Annotated in this window: 10 protein-coding genes; 7 read left to right on the top strand and 3 right to left on the bottom strand. The window is 62.5% G+C overall.

The window, feature by feature from the left end; all coding sequences use genetic code 11:
- Positions 1–12: 12 nt before the first annotated feature.
- From leuB to leuC, 3 genes are read right to left on the bottom strand one after another with little or no spacing between them, the layout of a single operon-like run.
- Positions 13–1,089, bottom strand: coding sequence for a 3-isopropylmalate dehydrogenase (leuB, locus tag AXYL_RS11105; protein ID WP_013392885.1), 1,077 nt, complete (start codon positions 1,087–1,089; stop codon positions 13–15).
- A gap of 35 nt (positions 1,090–1,124) precedes the next feature.
- Positions 1,125–1,775, bottom strand: coding sequence for a 3-isopropylmalate dehydratase small subunit (leuD, locus tag AXYL_RS11100; RefSeq protein ID WP_013392884.1), 651 nt, complete (start codon positions 1,773–1,775; stop codon positions 1,125–1,127).
- Positions 1,776–1,800: 25 nt separating this feature from the next.
- Entirely contained in the window at positions 1,801–3,204 is a 1,404-nt protein-coding gene (leuC, locus tag AXYL_RS11095; RefSeq protein WP_013392883.1) for a 3-isopropylmalate dehydratase large subunit, read from the bottom strand.
- Positions 3,205–3,729: 525 nt separating this feature from the next.
- Here leuC and AXYL_RS11090 point away from each other — a divergent pair.
- From AXYL_RS11090 to AXYL_RS11060, 7 genes are all read left to right on the top strand, one after another.
- Entirely contained in the window at positions 3,730–5,223 is a 1,494-nt protein-coding gene (locus AXYL_RS11090; protein WP_013392882.1) for a TolC family outer membrane protein, read from the top strand.
- Positions 5,224–5,247: 24 nt separating this feature from the next.
- A complete protein-coding gene (locus AXYL_RS11085) occupies positions 5,248–5,460 on the top strand; it encodes a hypothetical protein (RefSeq protein WP_013392881.1) in 213 nt (70 codons plus the stop codon).
- Complete coding sequence (locus AXYL_RS11080) at positions 5,444–7,609, top strand: type I secretion system permease/ATPase (protein WP_013392880.1); 2,166 nt, start codon at positions 5,444–5,446, stop codon at positions 7,607–7,609. Before AXYL_RS11085 ends, AXYL_RS11080 begins: the two co-directional genes overlap by 17 nt.
- 7 nt (positions 7,610–7,616) lie before the next feature.
- On the top strand, positions 7,617–9,038 hold the full coding sequence (locus tag AXYL_RS11075; protein ID WP_013392879.1) for an HlyD family type I secretion periplasmic adaptor subunit: 1,422 nt from the start codon (positions 7,617–7,619) through the stop codon (positions 9,036–9,038).
- A gap of 19 nt (positions 9,039–9,057) precedes the next feature.
- Complete coding sequence (locus tag AXYL_RS11070; protein WP_013392878.1) at positions 9,058–9,714, top strand: helix-turn-helix transcriptional regulator; 657 nt, start codon at positions 9,058–9,060, stop codon at positions 9,712–9,714.
- A gap of 84 nt (positions 9,715–9,798) precedes the next feature.
- Positions 9,799–15,984: a retention module-containing protein gene (locus tag AXYL_RS11065; RefSeq protein ID WP_013392877.1), complete on the top strand. Its 6,186-nt coding sequence runs from the start codon at positions 9,799–9,801 to the stop codon at positions 15,982–15,984.
- A gap of 162 nt (positions 15,985–16,146) precedes the next feature.
- Positions 16,147–20,337: a retention module-containing protein gene (locus tag AXYL_RS11060; protein WP_013392876.1), complete on the top strand. Its 4,191-nt coding sequence runs from the start codon at positions 16,147–16,149 to the stop codon at positions 20,335–20,337.
- Positions 20,338–20,413: the final 76 nt, after the last annotated feature.

Below are 20,413 nucleotides of genomic sequence, written 5' to 3'. Positions count from 1 at the left end.
CCGGCGGCAGGATCAGGCCAGCGCCTTCAACACCGCGTCGCCCATCTGCGCCGTGCCGACCTTGGTGGTGCCCGGCTCGAAGATGTCGGCCGTGCGCAGGCCCTCGGCCAGCACGCGGCGCACGGCGGCCTCGATGCGGTCGGCCTGCGGCGCCAGGTTCAGCGAATAGCGCAGCAGCATGGCGGCGGACAGGATGGTCGCCAGCGGATTGGCGATGCCCTGGCCGGCGATATCGGGCGCGGAGCCGTGGCTGGGTTCGTACAAGCCTTGGCCGCCAGCGTTCAGCGAAGCCGAGGGCAGCATGCCAATCGAGCCGGTCAGCATGGCCGCTTCGTCCGACAGGATGTCGCCGAACAGGTTGCCGGTCACGATGACGTCGAACTGACGCGGGTTGCGCACCAGCTGCATGGCGGCGTTGTCGACATACATGTGCGACAGTTCCACGTCGGGATACTCGCGCGCGATCTCGATGACGATGTCGCGCCAGAACTGCGAGGTCTCCAGCACGTTGGCCTTGTCCACGCTGCACAGCTTCTTGCCGCGCTTGCGGGCCGATTCGAAGCCGATGCGCGCGATCCGGCGCACTTCGGATTCCGCGTAGCGCATGGTGTCGTAGCCTTCGCGCTCGCCCGTGAAGGCGCCGTCGGGCGACGAACGCACGCCGCGCGGCGTGCCGAAATAGATGTCGCCAGTCAGTTCGCGGATGATCAGGATGTCCAGGCCGGACACGATCTCGGGCTTGAGCGACGACGCGCTGGCCAGTTCCGGATACAGAATGGCCGGACGCAGGTTGGCGAACAGGCCGAGCGCCTTGCGCAGGCCCAGGATGGCCTGCTCGGGGCGGAACTCGCGCGGCAGGCTGTCGTACTTCCAGTCGCCCACGGCGCCGAACAGCACGGCGTCCGATTCCTTGGCCAGGTTCAGCGTGGCCGGCGGCAGCGGATGCTCGAACGCATCGAAGGCGGCGCCGCCCACCGGCGCTTGCTTGATCTCAAAGGAAACGTCCAGCGCCTTCAGGACGCGCACGGCCTGCTCGACGATTTCCGGGCCGATGCCGTCACCCGGCAAGACTGCGATGTTGTGAGTCATACGAAAACAATCCTGTAATCAGAATAAGAGTGGCGTCAGGCGATCGGGCGGCTTTCCAGCCACGGATGACGGGCCAAGCGCTCGGCCTCGAAGGCGCGGATCTTGTCCGACTGGCGCAGGGTCAGCCCGATATCGTCGAAGCCATTGAACAGACAGTACTTGCGGAAGGGCTCAATATCGAAGCCCATCTCCCGCCCGTCCGCCGCCACCACGACCTGGCGTTCAAGATCGACACGCAGCTTGTAGCCCGGGAAGGCCTTCACTTCGTCGAACAGGCGCGCGACTTCCAATTCGGAGAGGATGATCGGCAGCAGGCCGTTCTTGAAGCTGTTGTTAAAGAAAATATCGGCATAGGACGGCGCGATGATGGCGCGGAAACCGAACTGCGTCAGCGCCCAGGGCGCGTGCTCGCGGCTGGAGCCGCAGCCGAAGTTCTTGCGCGCCAGCAGCACCGAGGCGCCCTGGTAGCGCGGCTGGTTCAGCACGAAATCCGGATTCAACGGACGCTTGCTGTTGTCCATGCCGGGCTCGCCGTGGTCCAGATAGCGCAGCTCGTCGAACAGGTTCGGGCCGAAGCCGGTGCGCTTGATCGACTTGAGGAACTGCTTGGGGATGATGAGGTCCGTGTCGACGTTTTCGCGATCGAGCGGAGCCACCAGGCCTTCGTGAGTAGTAAATGCTTGCATGATGTCGGTACTCGGTGCTTGACGCTTAACGGAAAGTGCGGACGTCGACGAAATGACCGGCGACGGCAGCGGCGGCGGCCATGGCGGGGCTGACCAGATGGGTGCGTCCGCCCTGCCCTTGCCGGCCCTCGAAGTTGCGGTTCGAGGTGGAAGCGCAACGTTCGCCAGGTTCGAGACGGTCGGCGTTCATGGCCAGGCACATGGAGCAGCCCGGCTCGCGCCATTCAAAACCGGCTTCGATGAAGATCTTGTCCAGCCCTTCGCGCTCGGCTTGTTGCTTGACCAGGCCCGAACCCGGCACCACCATGGCCTGACGCACATTGGACGCCACATGCTTGCCGCGCGCGACAGCGGCGGCTGCGCGCAGGTCTTCGATGCGCGAGTTGGTGCACGAGCCGATGAACACGCGATCCACACGGATATCGGTCAGCGGCGTGTTGGGCTTCAGGCCCATGTACTGCAGGGCGCGCTCCATGCCGCTGCGGCGCACGTCGTCTTTTTCGCGGTCGGGGTCCGGCACGCGGGAATCCACCGGCAACACCATTTCAGGAGACGTGCCCCAGGTGACTTGCGGCTTGATGTCGCGGGCGTTGATTTCCACCACGGCGTCGAACTTGGCGCCCTCATCGGTATGCAGAGTGCGCCAGTAACCCACCGCCTGGTCCCACAGCACGCCGGTGGGCGCAAAGGGACGGCCGCGGAAATACTCGACGGTCTTGTCGTCCACCGCCACCATGCCGGAACGGGCGCCGGCTTCGATGGCCATGTTGCAGACGGTCATGCGGCCTTCGACGGACAGGGCGCGCATCGTGCTGCCGGCAAATTCGATCGCGTAGCCGGTGCCGCCCGCGGTGCCGATGATGCCGATGATGTGCAGGACCACGTCCTTGGCCGTACAGCCGAAGGGCAGCTCGCCATCGACCTTGATCAGCATGCTCTTGGCTTTCTTCATGAGCAGCGTCTGGGTCGCCAGGACGTGCTCGACCTCGGAGGTGCCGATGCCGAAGGCAAGCGCGCCCACCGCGCCGTGCGTGCTGGTGTGCGAATCGCCGCAGACCACGGTCATGCCGGGCAGGGTCGCGCCCTGTTCCGGGCCGATCACGTGCACGATGCCCTGGCGCAGGTCATTCATGCGGAATTCGGTGATGCCGTACTTGTCGCAGTTGGCGTCCAGCGTATCCACCTGCAAGCGGGAAATCGGGTCGTCGATACCCTGGGCTCGATTCAAGGTGGGCACGTTGTGGTCCGCGACCGCCAGATTGGCGCCCGTGCGCCACGGCTTGCGGCCGGCCATCGCCAGGCCCTCGAACGCCTGGGGGCTGGTGACTTCATGCACCAGGTGGCGGTCGATATAGAGCAGACAGGTGCCGTCTGATTCCTGGTGGACGACGTGGGCGTCCCAGAGTTTGTCGTAAAGAGTTTGGGCCATGGATGCGCTCTGCAAGTAGACAGTCCGGCTCGTGCCGCACGCGGTTGAAAACGACCTCCGCGCGCCGGCCACTGCGGCATGAACGAATTATGCACAGGGTCTCAACCTAGTACAATTGCACCTTATATACCAGTATCAACACTACCATGCTAGGAAATGACGGGGGTCACTTTGTCCTATTTCCATGCCCCAACCGCTCCGCAACCAAACAGTTACAGATACAAATTCGGGTATTTAAAACAGATACAAAATTATCAAACCGATATAATCGTTGTTCAGCGCGGACGCCTAAACTGCGAAACAAAGCGCAATAAACCGCATTTATCCTGCATTAAACTGGACCACAAATCCGGAATATAGCGAAATTAGTGAAAATTCAAGCTAATTAAGAGATGATGCGCGAAGAAACTCAAACTGCCGACCGGAAAACTTCGTCAAGAATTAACAAATATTGACTCGTCAAAACTGACATTTCCACACAATATGGCGGCCATTAATTCCTAACTCGACTCGCGAATAATCACTATGGCTTCGTTTTTGCTCAAAAGCACGACTTCGGTCCTTGCCCTGGCATTCGTTCCTGCGGCATTTGCACAGTCATCGGCTCCCGCCTCCGGGCAAGCTGGGGTCACGCTGAACCAGGTGGTCGAACAGACCCTGCTCAGCAACCCGGAAATCCAGGCTAAATACCATGACTTCCAGGCTTCGCTGGAGGGCCAGGCCGTCGCTCGCGGCGCCTTCTTTCCGCAGATCAATGCGCAAGGCTATGTAGGCCGCGAGTACCGCAACAACGTGCCCGGAGTCGGGTCGCAAAGCTGGAACCGTCCCGGCTACAGCGTGGAACTGCGCCAGTTGATTTTCGACGGCTTCCGCACGAGCAACGACGTCAAGCAAGCTGGCTTCGACAAGCTGGCGCGTTTCTATGACCTGCTGGCCACCAGCGACAACACCGCCTTCAGCGCGGTGCAGGCCTACGTCGACTTGCAGCGCTACCGCGACATGGAACTGCTGGCCCGCCAGAACTACACCCTGCATGAAGAAACGCTCAAGCAGATCGGCGAACGCGCTGACTCCGGCGTGGGCCGCCGCGTCGACCTGGAACAGGCCGGCGGGCGCCTGGCGCTGGCCCAGACCAACCTGATGACCGAGACCGCCAACCTGCTGGACGTGCAGCAGCGCTTCCAGCGTGTTACCGGCGCCCTGCCCCCTGACTCGCTGCAACCTACGCCCGACATCAGCGGCAAGCTGCCGGTCAAGCCGGCCGACTTCAACGAGTCCTTGCGCCGCAACCCCAGCTTCCTGTCCAAGCAGGCCGGGCTGCAGGCCGCGCAAGCCGGCGTCGCCTCGTCCAAGGGCGCCTTCTCGCCCAAGTTCGAGTTCGTGGCAGCGACCGGCCGCGACCAGAACGACCCGACGCCGCAAAACCGCGACATCCAGAACTCCAGCGTCCAGGTTGTCATGAGCTACAACCTGTATCGCGGCGGCGCCGATTCCGCCCGCGTGCGCCAGACCTCCGCGCAGTCCTACGCCGCGCGCGACATCCGCGACTACACCTGCCGCAACGTGCAGCAGGACCTGGCCGTGGCCTGGAACAACGTGGCCAGCCTGAACCAGAAGCTGCCCTTCCTGCGCGACCACGAAGTCGCCACCACGAAAGTACGCGAAGCCTACCGCCAGCAGTTCCAGATCGGCCAGCGTTCGCTGCTGGACTTGCTGGACACCGAAAACGAACTGTTCGAATCGCGCCGCGCCCTGACCAACGCCCTGTACGACCTGCAGATCGCGCAGTACCGCTGGCTGGCGCTGTCGCACGCGCTGCTGCCGGCGCTGTCGCTGCAGCCCGCGCGCAACGAAATGCCCGAGGAGAACGGCAAGCTGGAAGTCTCCGACGACGTGATCAAGCTCTGCAACTCGACGATCCCCGACTCGGCCCGCCTGGCGCCCGTGCGCGTGCAATACAACGAGGGCAATCTGCCGCCCACGTTCATCCCGGTAAACTCGCCCAAGGCCAAACCCTAGGCGAAGCAAGCGCAAGGAGACCATATGCAGAAACAGGGCAACGACTTCTCACAACTGGACGCGGATTTTGTCCGCGTCCTGGAAGACCTGATCGACGCGCTGATAGCCAATGGCACCTTGCGTATGACCGACCTGCCTGTGCAGGCTCAACAAAAGCTGACCCAGCGCAAGCAACAGCGCGCGCGCCTCTCCGAACACCTCGACCTGCTGGATGACGAAGATGGACAAGTTATCTGAAACGGCGGCCCGGGAATGGCGCGCTGACGCGCGCGCGGCGCACGACGACCCTCTGCTGGACTGCCTGGTGGAAATCACCCGGCTGCATGGCGTGACGGCGACGGGACAGGCTTTGTCCGCGGGCCTGCCTCTGGAAGAACACAAGCTGACTCCCGCATTGCTGCCGCGCGCTGCCGCGCGCGCGCAGCTCGCCGCCCGCGTGGTCAAACGCACGCTGGACAGCATCTCGCAGGACCTGTTGCCCGCGATCCTGCTGCTCAACGGCGAGCGCGCCTGCCTGTTGCTGAAAAGGGACGGCGATAAGTATGTTGTCAGCCACCCCGAATTAGGTGGCAGCTCGATGGAAATGAGCGCTGCGGAACTGTCTGCGCAATACACCGGGCTGGTGTGCTTTGTGCGTCCGCAGTTCCGCTTCGACGCGCGCGCGCCCGAAGTCGCCAAGGTACGCGAGCGCCATTGGTTCTGGGCTGCCATCATGGAAAACCGGCGCATGTACCGCGATGCGCTGATCGCCGCCCTGCTGATCAATATCTTCGCAATGGCGATGCCGCTGTTCACCATGAACGTGTATGACCGCGTCGTGCCAAACAACGCCGTCGAGACACTCTGGGTGCTGGCTATTGGCATCACCCTGGTCGTGATCTTCAACATGATCCTGAGCACCGCCCGCTCCCATGTGGTGGACAGCGCCAGCAAGCGGGTCGATGTGCGCCTGTCGGCGCAGATCATGGAACGGGTGCTGGACCTGCGCATGGAAGGCCGGCCGGTATCGGTGGGTTCCTTCGCCGCCAACCTGCGTTCATTCGAATCCATCCGCGACTTCATCGCGTCGGCCACCATCACCACCCTGGTCGACCTGCCCTTCATTCTGCTGTTCCTGTTGGCGCTGGCCTGGATCTCGCCCTGGATGATTCTTCCGCCCCTGGTCGCGATCGTGCTGATCCTGCTGGTATCGCTGGCCGCGCAGGCCCGCATGGAATCGCTGACCATGGCATCGTTCCAGGCCTCGTCGCAACGCAATGCAACCCTGGTCGAGGCCCTGACCGGCCTGGAGTCTGTCAAGGCTCTCAATGCCCAGGGCTCGATCCAGCGCAACTGGGAACGCGCCACCGAATTTATCGCCCTGACTGGCGGCAAGCTGAAGCTGATTTCGTCTTCGACGGTCGGCTTCGTACAGGCCGTCCAGCAACTGGTATCGATCTCCGTCGTCATTATCGGTGTCTACCAGGCGCAGGAATCCGCCATCTCAATGGGCGGCATCATCGCCGCTTCCATGATCGCCGGCCGCTGCCTGGCCCCGCTCGGCCAGGTCGCCGGGCTGCTCATGCAGTACCAGAACGCGCGCACCTCGCTCGGCTCGATCGACAACTATATGAAGCTGCCGATTGAACGTCCGGCAGAAGCCGAATTCCTGCATCGTCCGGTCTTCCACGGCGGCATTGAATTCCGCGACGTTACCTTCAGCTATCCCGGCAGCAAGCAGCCGGTGCTGAAGAAGGTGTCCTTCAAACTGCAGCCGGGTGAAAAAGTCGGCATCATCGGCCGCATCGGTTCTGGCAAGACCACGCTGGAAAAACTGGCGCTGGCGCTGTATCAGCCCACCGAGGGCGCCGTGCTGCTGGACGGCGTAGACGTGCGCCAGATCGATCCCGCCGACGTGCGCCGCGCCATCGGCCACGTGCCGCAGGACCCGCTGCTGTTCTATGGCAGCCTGAAACACAACCTCGCGATGGGCGCGCCCTACGCCGACGACGCCAGCATCCTGGCGGCCGCCAATATGGCCGGCGTCACCGATTTCGCCAACCTGCATCCCGACGGCTTCGACATGGTCATCGGCGAACGCGGCGAGTCCCTCTCCGGCGGCCAGCGCCAGTCGGTGGCGGTGGCACGTGCCCTGATCAACGATCCGCCCATCCTGCTGCTGGACGAGCCTAGCAGCAACATGGACCACCAGAGCGAAGCGCAACTGCGCAAGCGCCTGGGCGAAGCCAGCGCCACCAAGACGATCCTGCTGGTCACGCACCGCACTGCCCTGCTGGACCTGGTCGACCGCCTGATCGTGATCGACAACGGTCACATCGTGGCCGACGGTCCCAAGGAACAGGTTGTCGAAGCACTGCGTCAAGGACGCGTCGGACGCGGAAGCTGAGGAAACCATGCTGAACAATCCCGGCGAAACCCGGCACGGCCTGTTTGGAAGCTTGTGGCGCATGCTGCGCGGCGTCTTCGTGTTCTTCTTCGACCGCCTGCTGGACGGAGCCGAAAAAGGCAAACCCCAACAACGCTCCGACTACGTCGGCAACGCGGAATGGGTCATCCATGAATCCCAGGCGCGCGGCTCGCGCATCCTGCTGTGGGTCAGCCTGCTAGCCACCGGCGGACTGCTGCTGTGGGCGGGTACCGGCAGTATCGACGAAGTCGTCCGGGGCGAAGGCAAGGTCGTGCCGTCGCGCCAGGTCCAGATCATCCAGAGCCTGGACGGCGGTATCGTCGAGGAAATCCTGGTGCGTCCCGGGCAAGAAGTCGAGGCTGGGGAAGTCCTGCTGAAGATCGACTCCACCCGGTTCGCTTCGTCCCTGGGCGAAAATAACGCGGAATACATGTCCCTGCTCGCCAAGGCCGCCCGACTGCAGGCCCTGGCCACCGGCGAGCCCTTCGTGGCCCCCGAGGAAGTACTGACACAGGCGCCTGGACTGGTGGAAATGGAGCGTAATGTCTGGCAAGCCCGCACCACGGAGCTGAACGCCACGGTCAACGTCGCCCGCGAGCAACTCAAGCAGCGCCAGGAAGACCTGCGCGAAACCATCGCCAAGCGTGACCAGGCCGCAGCCAGCTGCAGCCTGACCTCGCGCGAGCTGCAGGTGACCCGTCCCCTGCTCAAGAGCGGGGCCGTATCCGAAGTGGATCTGCTGCGCCTGCAACGCGACGTGGCCCGCTATTGCGGCGAACAGAAAGGCGCCGAAGCCCAGATCGACCGCTTCCAGGCTTCCATCAAGGAAGCGGAAAGCAAGCTGCAGGAAGCCGAGCTGAACATCCGCAACCAGGCCCGCAGCGAACTGTCTGAAACCAACACCAAGCTGGCCACCCTGCGCCAGGGCAAACTGGCGCTGGCTGACCGCGTGAAACTGGCCGAAGTCCGCGCACCGGTGCGCGGCACGGTCAAGACGTTGTTCAACAACACGGTCGGCGGCGTGGTCCAGCCCGGCAAGGACATCATCGAAATCGTGCCCAAGGACGACACGCTGCTGCTCGAAGTCCGCATCCAACCGCGCGACATCGGCTTCCTGCATGCCGACCAGAAGGCGGAAGTGAAATTCACGGCGTACGACTTCGCCATCTACGGCGGCCTGGAAGGCAAGGTGGAACAGATCGGCGCGGACACCGTGACCGATGAGAAAGGCAATTCCTACTATGTAGTGCGGGTCCGCACGGACCGCAGCACGGTAGGCGACAAACTGTTGCCCATCATCCCCGGGATGGTGGCGGAGGTTCATATCCTGACTGGCAAGCGCACGGTGCTGCAGTACCTGCTCAAGCCCATACTGCGCGCCAAGGCGAATGCCTTTACCGAACGTTAAAGGAGGGCTGCAAGGCTTTATGAAACCCGTTCCTGTTCTGTTGATTACGCACGACGACCTGTTGTGGCAGCATTGGCGCGGCCTGAACCCGGCCCGCTGGCTGACGGCCCGCGGGCGCGGCCTGGCCGACCTGCAGCGCTGGCGCGAACAGGGCCGCACGCTGGCGGTCCTGGATGCGGACCTGCCCCGCCTGCCGTCCTGGCAGGACCCCGTCTGGGCCACGACCCTGGCAGACATGCACGTGGTTGTCGCCAGCCCCAGTCCGAACGACGAGCAAGGCACCCGGGTCCTGGGCGCAGGCGCCCACGGTTACTGCCACGGCTATGCGTCGGCAGCTTCGCTGTCCCAGGCGCTGGAAGTCGTCGCCTCCGGCGGCATCTGGATGGGCCGTTCCCTGGTGTCGCGGCTGCTCAAACTGGTCGCCGAACGCGCCCAGGATGCGCACTCCTGGGACGGCGGCGTGCTGACCGAACGTGAAATCACCGTCGCCCGCTATGCCTCCAGCGGCCAGGCCAATGCGCAGATCGCCGAAGCCCTGGGCATTACCGAACGCACGGTCAAGGCCCACCTGTCAGCCGTTTTCGAAAAGCTGGGCGTAACCGACCGCCTGCAGCTCGCCCTGCTCGTTCACGGCATTTCAGCCCCCGCCGACGTCAAAATCAAAATTACTTCCTGATACTGTCCTTGAGGACAATATCCCGCGCCGGCGGCGCAATCTAGTATCTGGCCATCTTGGATAACTCCCTGAAACGGAACCAACATGGCCAACACCTCCCCCGCAGTCGTCAACGAAATCTCCGGTCGCGCGTGGATACGCAATAGCGACGGTTCTCTGACCGAACTGCATCAAGGCAGCAAGGTCCCCGCCGGCAGCGACGTCGTCACTGCCTCGGGCGCCACGGTTTCGCTTCAGGTTGAAAACGGCATGCCTATCGTCATCGGCGAAGGCCGCGAGGTCGCGGTAACCGGCGACATGACCGGCCCGCTGGCCGACCCGTCCGAAGCGGCGGTGGCCCCGCCCTCCGGCACCGATTCCGACCGTCTCCTGGCCGCCCTGCGCGACGGCCGCGATCCGTTCGACGAACTGGATCCCACCGCAGCCGTTTTGACCGGCGGCGGCCCTGACGGCGGCAGCAGCTTCGTGCGCTTGGCCCGCATTCTGGAAACGACCACGCCGCTCGACCTGGCTTACCCGAACCCCAGCCGCGGCCAGGAAATCCTGCCCCGCCTGTCCGGTACCGGCGCCGGCGCCGGCGGTGACGATGATGCAACCCCAGCCACCGTCAATACTCCCCCCAACGCGCTGAACGACGCTGCCAGCGGAGACCAGAACAGCCTGGTGCGCGGCAACCTGCTGCTGAACGACTCGGACCCCGACGGCGACCCGCTGGCGATCGTCTCGGTCAGCGGCCGCCCCATGTCCCCGGCCGGCATCACGGTCAACGGCAGCAACGGCGGCACCTTCACGGTCCTGCCCGACGGCAGCTACGTCTTCACCCCGGGTAACGAGTACGGCCATCTGGCCGTGGGCGAAACTGCCACCAGCACCATTTCGTACACCATCACGGATCCCAGCGGCGCCACCTCCACGGCGACCGTCGTCGTGACGATCACCGGCACCAACGATGGCCCGGTCTCCACCGCCATTGCCGACACGTCGGGCATCGACGCCCAGACGGGTGTGAGCTACAACGTCTCCAGCCATTTCTCGGACCCGGACACCAGCGACAAGCTCACCTTTACGGCCACCGGCCTGCCGCCCGGCCTCACCATTGATCCGAACACCGGCATCATCACCGGCACCATCGACCACTCCGCCTCGCAAGGCGGCAACAACGGCGTCTACACGGTAACGGTGACCGCCACCGACCCGTCCGGCGCCACGACTTCCCAGGACTTCAACTGGGACGTCACCAATCCCGCACCGACGGCAGCCAACGACAACGGCACCACGGATGAGGACACCACGCTCAACGTCGACGCCCAAAACGGCGTCCTGGCCAACGACGTTGATCCGGATGGCGATACCCTGACCGTCTCGCAAGTCAACGGCGCTACCGGCAACGTCGGCACGCCGACGGCCGGCTCCAACGGCGGCACGTTCACCCTGAACCCCGACGGCTCGTACTCGTTCAACCCCGGCAACGCCTTCCAGCATCTGGCGGTTGGCCAGACGGCGACCAGCTCGATCACCTATACCGTCACGGACGGCCAAGGCGGCACCAGCTCCGCCACACTGACGGTCGAAATCACCGGCACCAACGACGCGCCGACCGCAGTTGCCCTGCAGAACCAGGACAACATGGATGGTGATGTCGTCAACTACAACCTGTCCGGCTTCTTCAGCGACCTCGACGACGGCGATTCCCTGGTCTACTCGGTGGACCATATCCCCGGCGGCCTGAAGTTCGACCCCACCACCGGCACTTTTACCGGCCAGTTCGCCAACTGGGCGTCCGACCACACCAACACGGGCGTCAAGGGCGAGTACCTCATCACCGTGACCGCCACCGACAAGTCGGGTGCGACCGTCTCCCAGACCTTCGTCTGGACCGTGGGCAACCCCGTCCCGGTCGCGACCAATGACGAAGGCACCACCGGTGAAGATAAGCCCCTGGTCGTTGACCACGTCACCGAAGGCGTGCTGGGCAACGACAGCGATCCGGACGGCGACAAGATCCACGTCTCGCAGGTCAACGGCGTCGACGCCGACGTCGGCAAGCCTGTCGTCGGCTCGAATGGCGGCACGTTCACACTGAACGCCGACGGCACGTACACGTTCAATCCCGGCACCGCGTTCCAGTACTTGAATGACGGCCAGACGGCGACCACGTCGATCACGTACACCGTGTCCGACGCGCAAGGCGCGACCAGCACGGCCACCCTGACCATTACGGTAACCGGCCAGACCGACGCTCCTCCGGTGATCACGCCTGAGAATAGCGACGGCGATGTCACTGCGGGCCATAACAGCGTGGTCGAAGCCTCTGGCGACACCGTCACAGGTTCCGTGACTGTCTCTGCCGAAGCCGGCATCGCTGGCGTCACCGTGGCCGGCCAAGACGTCACCAAGGCCAGCACCACCCCGGTTGTCATCACCACCGACAAGGGCGTCTTGACCATCACGGGTTACGACGCCGCCACTGGCAAGATCACCTACTCCTACCAGGAGACCGGCGGCGCCGACGACCACTCCAACGGCGACGACTCGGTCCGCGACCTCTTCGAAGTTGCCGTCACCGACTTTGCTGGCCAGACCCAGCGCAACGATCTGGACATCCAGATCATCGACACCGCGCCTGATGCCAAGGACGACAGCGCTTCCGTCACCGAAGACGCGACCGCCCCGGTCACCGGCAGCGTGCTGACCAACGACACGCTCGGCGCCGATGCGGTCACGACCGTCATCAACACCGCCGATGCCAAGTACGGCAAGCTCGTGGACAACGGCGACGGCACCTGGTCCTATCAGCTCAACAACAGCCTGCCGGCTGTCCAGGCCCTCAACAACGGCCAGAGCCTGACCGAGACCATCCGCTACACCATCACCGACGCCGATGGCGACACCAGCGAAGCCGAACTGACCATCACCATCCATGGCCAGACCGACACGCCGCCCGTGGTCACGCCTGAAGACGGCGACGGCAACGTCACCGACGCACACAACAGCGTGCTCGAAGGCAGCGGCGCCACCGTCACCGGTTCCGTCACCGTCTCCGCCGAGGCCGGCATCGCCGGCGTCACCGTGGCCGGCCAGGACGTCACCAAGGCCAGCACCACCCCGGTCGTCATCACCACCGACAAGGGCATCCTGACCGTCACCGGCTACGATGCCGCCACCGGCAAGATCACCTACTCCTACCAGGAGACCGGCGGCGCCGACGACCACTCCAACGGCGACGACTCGGTCCGCGACCTCTTCCAAGTCACCGTCACCGACGTGGCCGGCGTGTCCACCAGCAACAACCTGGACATCCAGATCATCGACACGGCCCCCAAGGCCGAGGACGACGCGGCTGGCATCACCGAAGACACGATCGCTCCGATCAACGGCAATGTCCTGACCAACGACACGCTCGGCGCCGACGCGGTCACAACCGTCATCAAAACCGCCGACGCCAAGTACGGCACGCTCGTGGACAATGGCGACGGCACTTGGTCCTATCAGCTCAACAACAGCCTGCCTGCGGTTCAAGGCTTGAAGGCCGGCCAGTTGCTGACCGAAACCATCCACTACACCGTTACGGACGCAGATGGCGATTCCAGCGACGCAGTGCTGACCATCACGATCACCGGCACCAACGACCTGCCGGTGATCCAGGCTCACACCATCCAGGGCCTGGAAGACCAGTCGGTATCCGGTAACGTGCTTGTCGGCGCGACCGATAAGGACGGCGACACGCTGACCGTCGCTGAATTCACGATCAACGGCACGAAGTACACGGCAGGCTCCACGGCCAACATCATTGGCATCGGCGCGATCTTCATCAAAGCCGACGGCAGCTATGTCTTTACGCCAAACGCCAACTGGAACGGCGTGGTCCCGGAAATCACGTACACCGTGTCGGACGGCACGGCCCAGACTTCTTCAACGCTGAACATCAATGTCCTGCCCGTCAACGACGCTCCGGTGTCGCAGGATGGCTTCGGTCACGTGACCGAAGGCAAGAACTACGTGTTCGGCACGAAGGACTTCGCGTTCTCCGATCCGGTGGAGGGCCATTCGATGAAGTCGGTGATCATCGACTCCCTGCCTTCCGGCGGCAAGCTGTACCTCAACGGCCAGGAAGTGACGCAGGGCCAGGAGATCAGCGCAGCGGATTTGGTGGGTGGCAAGCTGGTGTACACGCCGAACGCATCGAACGTCGGCGAAAACGCCGGCGCGTCCTTCCAGTTCCAGGTCAAGGACACCGGCGGCACTACCAACGGCGGCCAGGACACGTCCAGCGAGCAGACATTCACGCTGCACGTGGACCAGTTCACGACCGGCAACAATGGAGACGAAACTGTGAAGGGCGGCTCCGGCGACGATGTGCTGTTGGGCGACCAGGGCGGCATGCTGAAGAACGTGACGCCGGGCGCTAGCTACAACATCGCTTTGGTGCTGGACCTGTCCGGCTCGATGGACTATTACTGGGGTAGTGGTTCCAACCAGGAAACGCGCCTTGAAACCGCGAAGAAGGCCCTGAAGTCTCTGCTGGAAAACCAGCTGGCGACCCATGACGGCACCATCAACGTATCGCTGATCACGTTTGCGGACAGCAGTTCCAAGCTGCAAAAGGCGATCTCGGGTCTGACGCCGGACAATGTCGACGACATGGTCAACATCCTCTTGGGCCTGAAGGCTGGGGGAGGTACTCCGTACGGTGCGGCTTTCAATGAAACCAAGAGCTGGTTCGATGGCCAGCCCACGGAGGACGCTAACGGTAACGCATACAAGAACCTGACGTTCTTCTTGACGGACGGTGAGCCTAGCAGCGAGTATTGGTACAACCGGGACACAGAGTTCTCCAAGCTGGCCGGCGTCAGCGACGTGCACGGCATCGGTATCGGCGACGGGGTGTCCGTGTCCACGTTGGACAAGTACGACAACACGGGCTCGACCTTCTCCGGCGGCGGTACCGTGCTGTACAACTTTAGTGGCAACACTGGCGCGAACGATGCCACGACTTGGCTGAAGACCGGCACGGGCTCCGTGACGAATAGCAGCAACAAGATGCGCATCACCGACACCAGTGTGGACGGCCAGCCCGTCACCGTGACCATGCAAGAAGCGCACAAAATGGTCCTCGCTACGGGAACGAGCGCATCATTCTCGTTCAAGGCCACTTTGGCGAACCAGAACGCGGGCGATACCTTCGAATGGCGCCTGTTGCAAAAGATCGACGGCCAATGGAAGATTGTCGAAAAGGGTACTCAGGCTGATACCACAACCCAGATCTACGGCCCAGGTGAGTACCGCTTTGCTTTTGTGGTGAACGACAACAGCTCTGGATCCAGCAGCGGTTCGCAATTCCGCGTTGATATCGACGATATTCGGACCTATACGACCGGCCGCACGGGTGCGTCCCAGGTCGTGCAAGACCCGTCGGAACTGGAATCTGCCCTGGTCAGCGGCAGCTCGAGCAACGTGCTGGCACCTGTCGGCAACGACAAGATCTTCGGAGGCGACGGCAATGACGTCCTGTTCGGGGATACGATCAACACGGACCAGTTGCCGTGGGGTGTCAATGGCAATCCCGCCAAACCCGCTGATTACCTGGATGGGTCCGGCCTGGACGGACTCAAGCAGTTCCTGCTCCTGAAGAACGGCGTACAACCCACGGACGCCGACCTGCACAAGTTCATCTCGGATAACCACGGGATGTTCGACGTGCAGGGCGATACACGCGGCGGCAATGACGAGTTGCATGGCGGCAATGGCAACGACATCATCTATGGCCAGGGCGGAAACGACACCTTGTACGGGGATGACGGCAACGACATCCTGTACGGTGGCACAGGCAACGACACGCTGTACGGCGGCAATGGCAACGATGTTCTGATCGGCGGCAAGGGCAATGACACCCTGGTTGGCGGCGCGGGCAGCGACACGTTCAAGTGGGAACTCAATGATCAGGGCACGGTAGGCGCTCCGGCCGTGGATACGATCAAGGACTTCTCGGATGCCACGATCGCCAATGGCGGCGACATCCTGGACCTGAAGGACCTGCTCGTGGGCGAGAAGGACGGCAACCTGTCGCAGTACTTGAACTTCAAGCAGGATCCGGCCAACTCCAACAACACCCTCGTCGAGATCAACACTCAGGGCAAGCTTGGCACCCAGGGCGCGGATCAGAAGATCGTGCTGGAGAACGTCGACCTGACGCACAATGGTCAGATGGACAACCAGGCCATCATCACCGACCTGCTGCAGAAGGGTAAGCTGAACGTCGACCACAACTAAGCAGCAAGCCCCGGGAAGGCCCGCAACGGCCTTCCCGGCTTGGCAGATTTATCCCAAGCAGCAACGTTGCTGCTTGGCACTGTCAGTGTTGCCAGTATCGAGCTCTGGCAACGCCATCTAGTATCTGGCCATCTTGGATAACACCCTGGAAAGGGAACCAACATGGCCGATACATCTCCCGCAATCGTCAACGAAATCTCCGGTCGCGCGTGGTTGCGCCATGGCGATGGATCTCTGACCGAACTGCATCTAGGCAGCAAAGTCCCCGCCGGCAGCGACGTCGTCACCGCCTCGGGCGCCACGGTTTCCCTTCAGGTTGAAAACGGCATGCCGATCGTCATCGGCGAAGACCGCGTGGTCGCGTTGACCAACGAGATGACCGCCACATTGGACGACCCGTCCGAAGCCGCATTGGCGCCGCCCTCGGGCACCGACTCCGATCGTCTGTTGGCTGTCCTGCTCGACAGCCGCGACCTGTTCGATGAACTCGATCCCACCGCCGCCGCCTTGGCTGGCGGCGGTGGCGACGGCGGCAGCAGCTTCGTACGCCTGGCTCGCCTTCTTGAAACCACCAGCCCGCTCGATCTGACCTATTCGAATCCCAGCCGCAGTGATGTGGTCTTGCCCCGCATGTCCGGCGCTAGCACCATCAGCAACGACGACGACGAACCGCCCACGCCAGTCAGCGTCAACACCGCGCCCGGCGCGCGGGATGACGCGGGTCTAGGCGATCAGAACAGCCAGGTACGCGGCAACCTGCTCGCCAACGACGCGGACCCAGACGGCGATCCGCTCGCGATAACGTCGGTCGGCGGCCGGTCCATGACCTCGGACGGCGTTGTGGTGGCGGGAAGCAATGGCGGCACATTCACCGTCCTGGCTGACGGCAGCTACGTCTACGAGCCTGGTGATGAATATGAACATCTGGCCGCGGGTGAAGCCGCTACCAGCACCGTGTCATACACCATCGCCGATCCCGGCGGCGCCACCTCCACGGCAACCGTCGTCGTGACGATCGCCGGCACCAACGACGGTCCGGTATCCACCGCCATTTCCAGCATCTCCAGCGTGGATGCGCAGACGGACATAAGCTATGACGTCTCTGGCCACTTCTCGGATCCAGACGCCAGTGACCAGCTTACATACACCGCGGCCGGCCTGCCGCCGGGGCTAAGCATCGACCCAATCACGGGGATCATCAGCGGCGATATCAGCCATTCTGCTTCGCAGGGCGGTATCCAAGGGCGTTACACCGCAACTGTCACGGCAACCGACGCGTCCGGCGCCACGACTTCCCAGGAACTCCACTGGAACGTCGCCAATGCGACGCCTGCCGCAGCCGGCGATGCCGGCGCCACGGATGAGGACACCCCCCTCACCGTCGGCACCCGGTATGGCGTGCTGGCCAACGACAGCGATCCGGACGGCGACACCCTGACTGTCTCGCAAGTCAACGGCAGCGCAGCCGGTGTGGGCGCGGCAATCGCCGGGACTCAGGGCGGCATGTTCACGCTTAATGCCGACGGCTCCTACACCTTCAACCCTGGCTCTTCCTTCCAACATCTCGCCGCCGGAGAAAAGGCCTACAGCTCTATCACCTATTCCGTCTCCGATGGCGAGGGTGGCACGGCCACGGCCACCCTCACTGTTGAAATCACCGGCACCAACGACGCACCGACGCTCCGGACGCAGAGCAACCAGGTATTGGAGGACCACACAGCATTCGGCAACGTACTCGCCGGCGCGGTCGATGCCGACAACGACGCGCTGACCGTCACAACATTCACCATCAACGGCTCAACGTACGCCGCCGGCAATACCGCATACCTCGCTGGCATGGGTTCGGTTTTCGTCAACGCAGATGGCAGCTATACCTTTACGCCAGATTCGAACTGGAACGGAGATGTCCCGCAGGTCACCTACACCGCGACAGACGGAACAACGACGATCTCATCCACCTTGGATATCCATGTGCTGCCCGTCAACGACGCACCTGTCACGCTAGACGGTTCCGGCAACGTCGCGGCTGGCAATAGCTACGTGTTTGGCATGAATGACTTTCCGTTCTCCGACCCAGGGGAAGGCCATTCGATGTTATCCGTGATCATCGACTCCCTGCCCACCGGCGGCACGCTGTCCCTGGACGGGAAGCCGGTGGTACAGGGACAGGAGATCAGCGCAGAGGATCTGGCCGGCGGGAAGCTGGTGTTCGAGCCCGACACATCCAATACCGGCGCAAGCGCCGGCGCATCCCTCGAGTTCCGTGTCAAGGACAACGGCGGCAGCACCGATGGAGGAGAAGACAGATCTGATCGACAAACATTCAAAGTACACGTCGACCAATTTTTGGATAGCTACAACGGCAACGACACGGTATCTGGCGGCTCAGGTAACGACGTGCTGCTGGGCGATCAAGGTGGTATGGCGAAGAACGTGATTGCAGGTACCAGCTACAACATCGCACTATTGCTGGACCTGTCGTACTCAATGGGCTGGGCGAATAGTGCCAACCCGGATGGGGATACGGCGCTCGATGCCGCCAAGAAGGCGCTCAAGCACTTGCTGGAAAGTCAGTTGGCGACGCATGAGGGAACCATCAACGTGTCGCTGATCACGTTCAATGACGAGGATATCAGGGTACAGAAGTCGATCTCGGACCTGACACCAGACAATGTCGACGAAATAGTGAGCAGTCTTCTGCATCTGGAGACCGGGCCAAACACGCCATATGGCGCCGCCCTGCATGAAACCAAAAAATGGTTTGATGGCCAGCCCACGGTGGATGACCACGGCAATCCGTACAAGAATCTCACCTACTTCCTGACGGATGGCGAGCCAACCCCCGAGAAGAACTATGATGCCGACGCCGAGTTCAACAAGCTTGCCGAAATCAGCGACGTGCATGCTATTGGCGTCGGCTCGCGGATTTTTCAAGGCAGACTCGACAATTTCGACAACACCGGCGGTTGGTTCACGAATAGCTCCGGGCATATCAAGCAGATCAACTTCGACGGCGACTGGGTCGAGGGCGCCGACGACCCCACCAGATGGCAGCGTGAAGGCGATGGCACTGTCGAGCGTCCGACCTACACTTCCAGAGGCAGCTGGGGCCACTTCACATCAGGCAAGATGGCCCTCACGGATACAACAGCGGACGGCCAATCGTTCACCGTAACCATGAATGTGGCCGACAAAATTACGATAACCAATCCGACCGGCGCCTCGTTCAGATTTGACTTGTGGCTTTACAACAAGGGTCCGGTAGATACGTTCAAATGGATCCTGCTGAAATGGAGCGGTTCTGAATGGGTAGCGGTTGAATCGGGCACCGAGGCAGCCACTCAGACCGATAGCTACTATGGGCCGGGCGATTACCTCTTCCAATTTGTGCTCAATGACAATAGCCCAACCGACGATCAACTCCACGCACAAATCGGAGGCATTTATACATCCACGGAGAACCGCAGAGGCGGCTCACAGATTGTGCGGGATCCTGCAGAGCTCACGGCAACGCTAACCGGCAACCAGTCGAGCAATGAAGCCGCCTCGGTCGGTGACGACAAGATCCATGCCGGTGACGGTTCGGACATCCTGTTTGGCGATTCGATCAATACGGATCGTTTGCCCTGGGGTCTCGATGGCGCCCCCGCCCAGCCCGCGGACCTCCCCGCCGGGTCCGGCCTGGACGCGCTCAAACAGTTTCTGCTACTAAAGAACGGCATCCAACCCACCGACGCCGATCTGCACAAGTTCATCTCGGACAACCACGCGCTTTTCGACGTGCAGGGCGATACGCGCGGAGGTAACGACGAGCTGCATGGCGGCGCGGGCAACGACATTCTCTATGGCCAGGGTGGAAGCGACCTACTCCACGGTGACGAGGGCAACGACGTCCTGTCTGGCGGTACCGGCAACGACACACTCTTTGGCGACGCCGGCGACGATGTTCTGCTCGGAGGCAAGAGCAATGACATCCTGTACGGTGGTTCGGGCAGCGACACGTTCAAGTGGCTACTCAACGACCAAGGTGCCGCAGGCACCTCGGCGGTGGATACGATCAAGGATTTCTCGGTCCTGAAGCACGCGGATGGTGGCGACATTCTGGATCTGCAGGGATTGCTGGTCGGCGAGAATGACGGCTCACTGGCCCAGTATCTGAATTTCCACAAGGAAGGCAACGACACGGTCATCGACGTGAATACCCGGGGCAAGCTGACCGCACAGGGCTCGGACCAGAAGATCGTGCTGGAGAACGTCGACCTGACCCACGATACCTACGGTCAGCTCATGAACAACCAGGCCATCATCAACGACCTGCTGCAAAAGGGAAAGCTGATCGTTGACCACGGCTAAGCAGTGGGTCCACGGAAGAATCGCAGCAACCTCCGCGTGGTGCACTTTCCCCCAAGCCTCAGTGCAAATTACTTGA

This window comes from Achromobacter xylosoxidans A8, from assembly GCF_000165835.1.
GTDB lineage: Bacteria > Pseudomonadota > Gammaproteobacteria > Burkholderiales > Burkholderiaceae_B > Achromobacter > Achromobacter xylosoxidans_B.
The sequence above is the reverse complement of the archived record's forward strand: the minus strand, read 5'-3'. Positions and strand labels throughout refer to the sequence as shown.

Bases quoted from the DNA above. Each gene is read 5' to 3' on its own strand.
- leuB (WP_013392885.1), bottom strand. From the start codon at position 1,089: ATGACTCACAACATCGCAGTCTTGCCGGGTGACGGCATCGGCCCGGAA.
- AXYL_RS11075 (WP_013392879.1), top strand. From the start codon at position 7,617: ATGCTGAACAATCCCGGCGAAACCCGGCACGGCCTGTTTGGAAGCTTG.
- AXYL_RS11065 (WP_013392877.1), top strand. From the start codon at position 9,799: ATGGCCAACACCTCCCCCGCAGTCGTCAACGAAATCTCCGGTCGCGCG.
- AXYL_RS11060 (WP_013392876.1), top strand. From the start codon at position 16,147: ATGGCCGATACATCTCCCGCAATCGTCAACGAAATCTCCGGTCGCGCG.
- AXYL_RS11085 (WP_013392881.1), top strand. From the start codon at position 5,248: ATGCAGAAACAGGGCAACGACTTCTCACAACTGGACGCGGATTTTGTC.
- AXYL_RS11070 (WP_013392878.1), top strand. From the start codon at position 9,058: ATGAAACCCGTTCCTGTTCTGTTGATTACGCACGACGACCTGTTGTGG.
- leuC (WP_013392883.1), bottom strand. From the start codon at position 3,204: ATGGCCCAAACTCTTTACGACAAACTCTGGGACGCCCACGTCGTCCAC.
- leuD (WP_013392884.1), bottom strand. From the start codon at position 1,775: ATGCAAGCATTTACTACTCACGAAGGCCTGGTGGCTCCGCTCGATCGC.
- AXYL_RS11090 (WP_013392882.1), top strand. From the start codon at position 3,730: ATGGCTTCGTTTTTGCTCAAAAGCACGACTTCGGTCCTTGCCCTGGCA.
- AXYL_RS11080 (WP_013392880.1), top strand. From the start codon at position 5,444: ATGGACAAGTTATCTGAAACGGCGGCCCGGGAATGGCGCGCTGACGCG.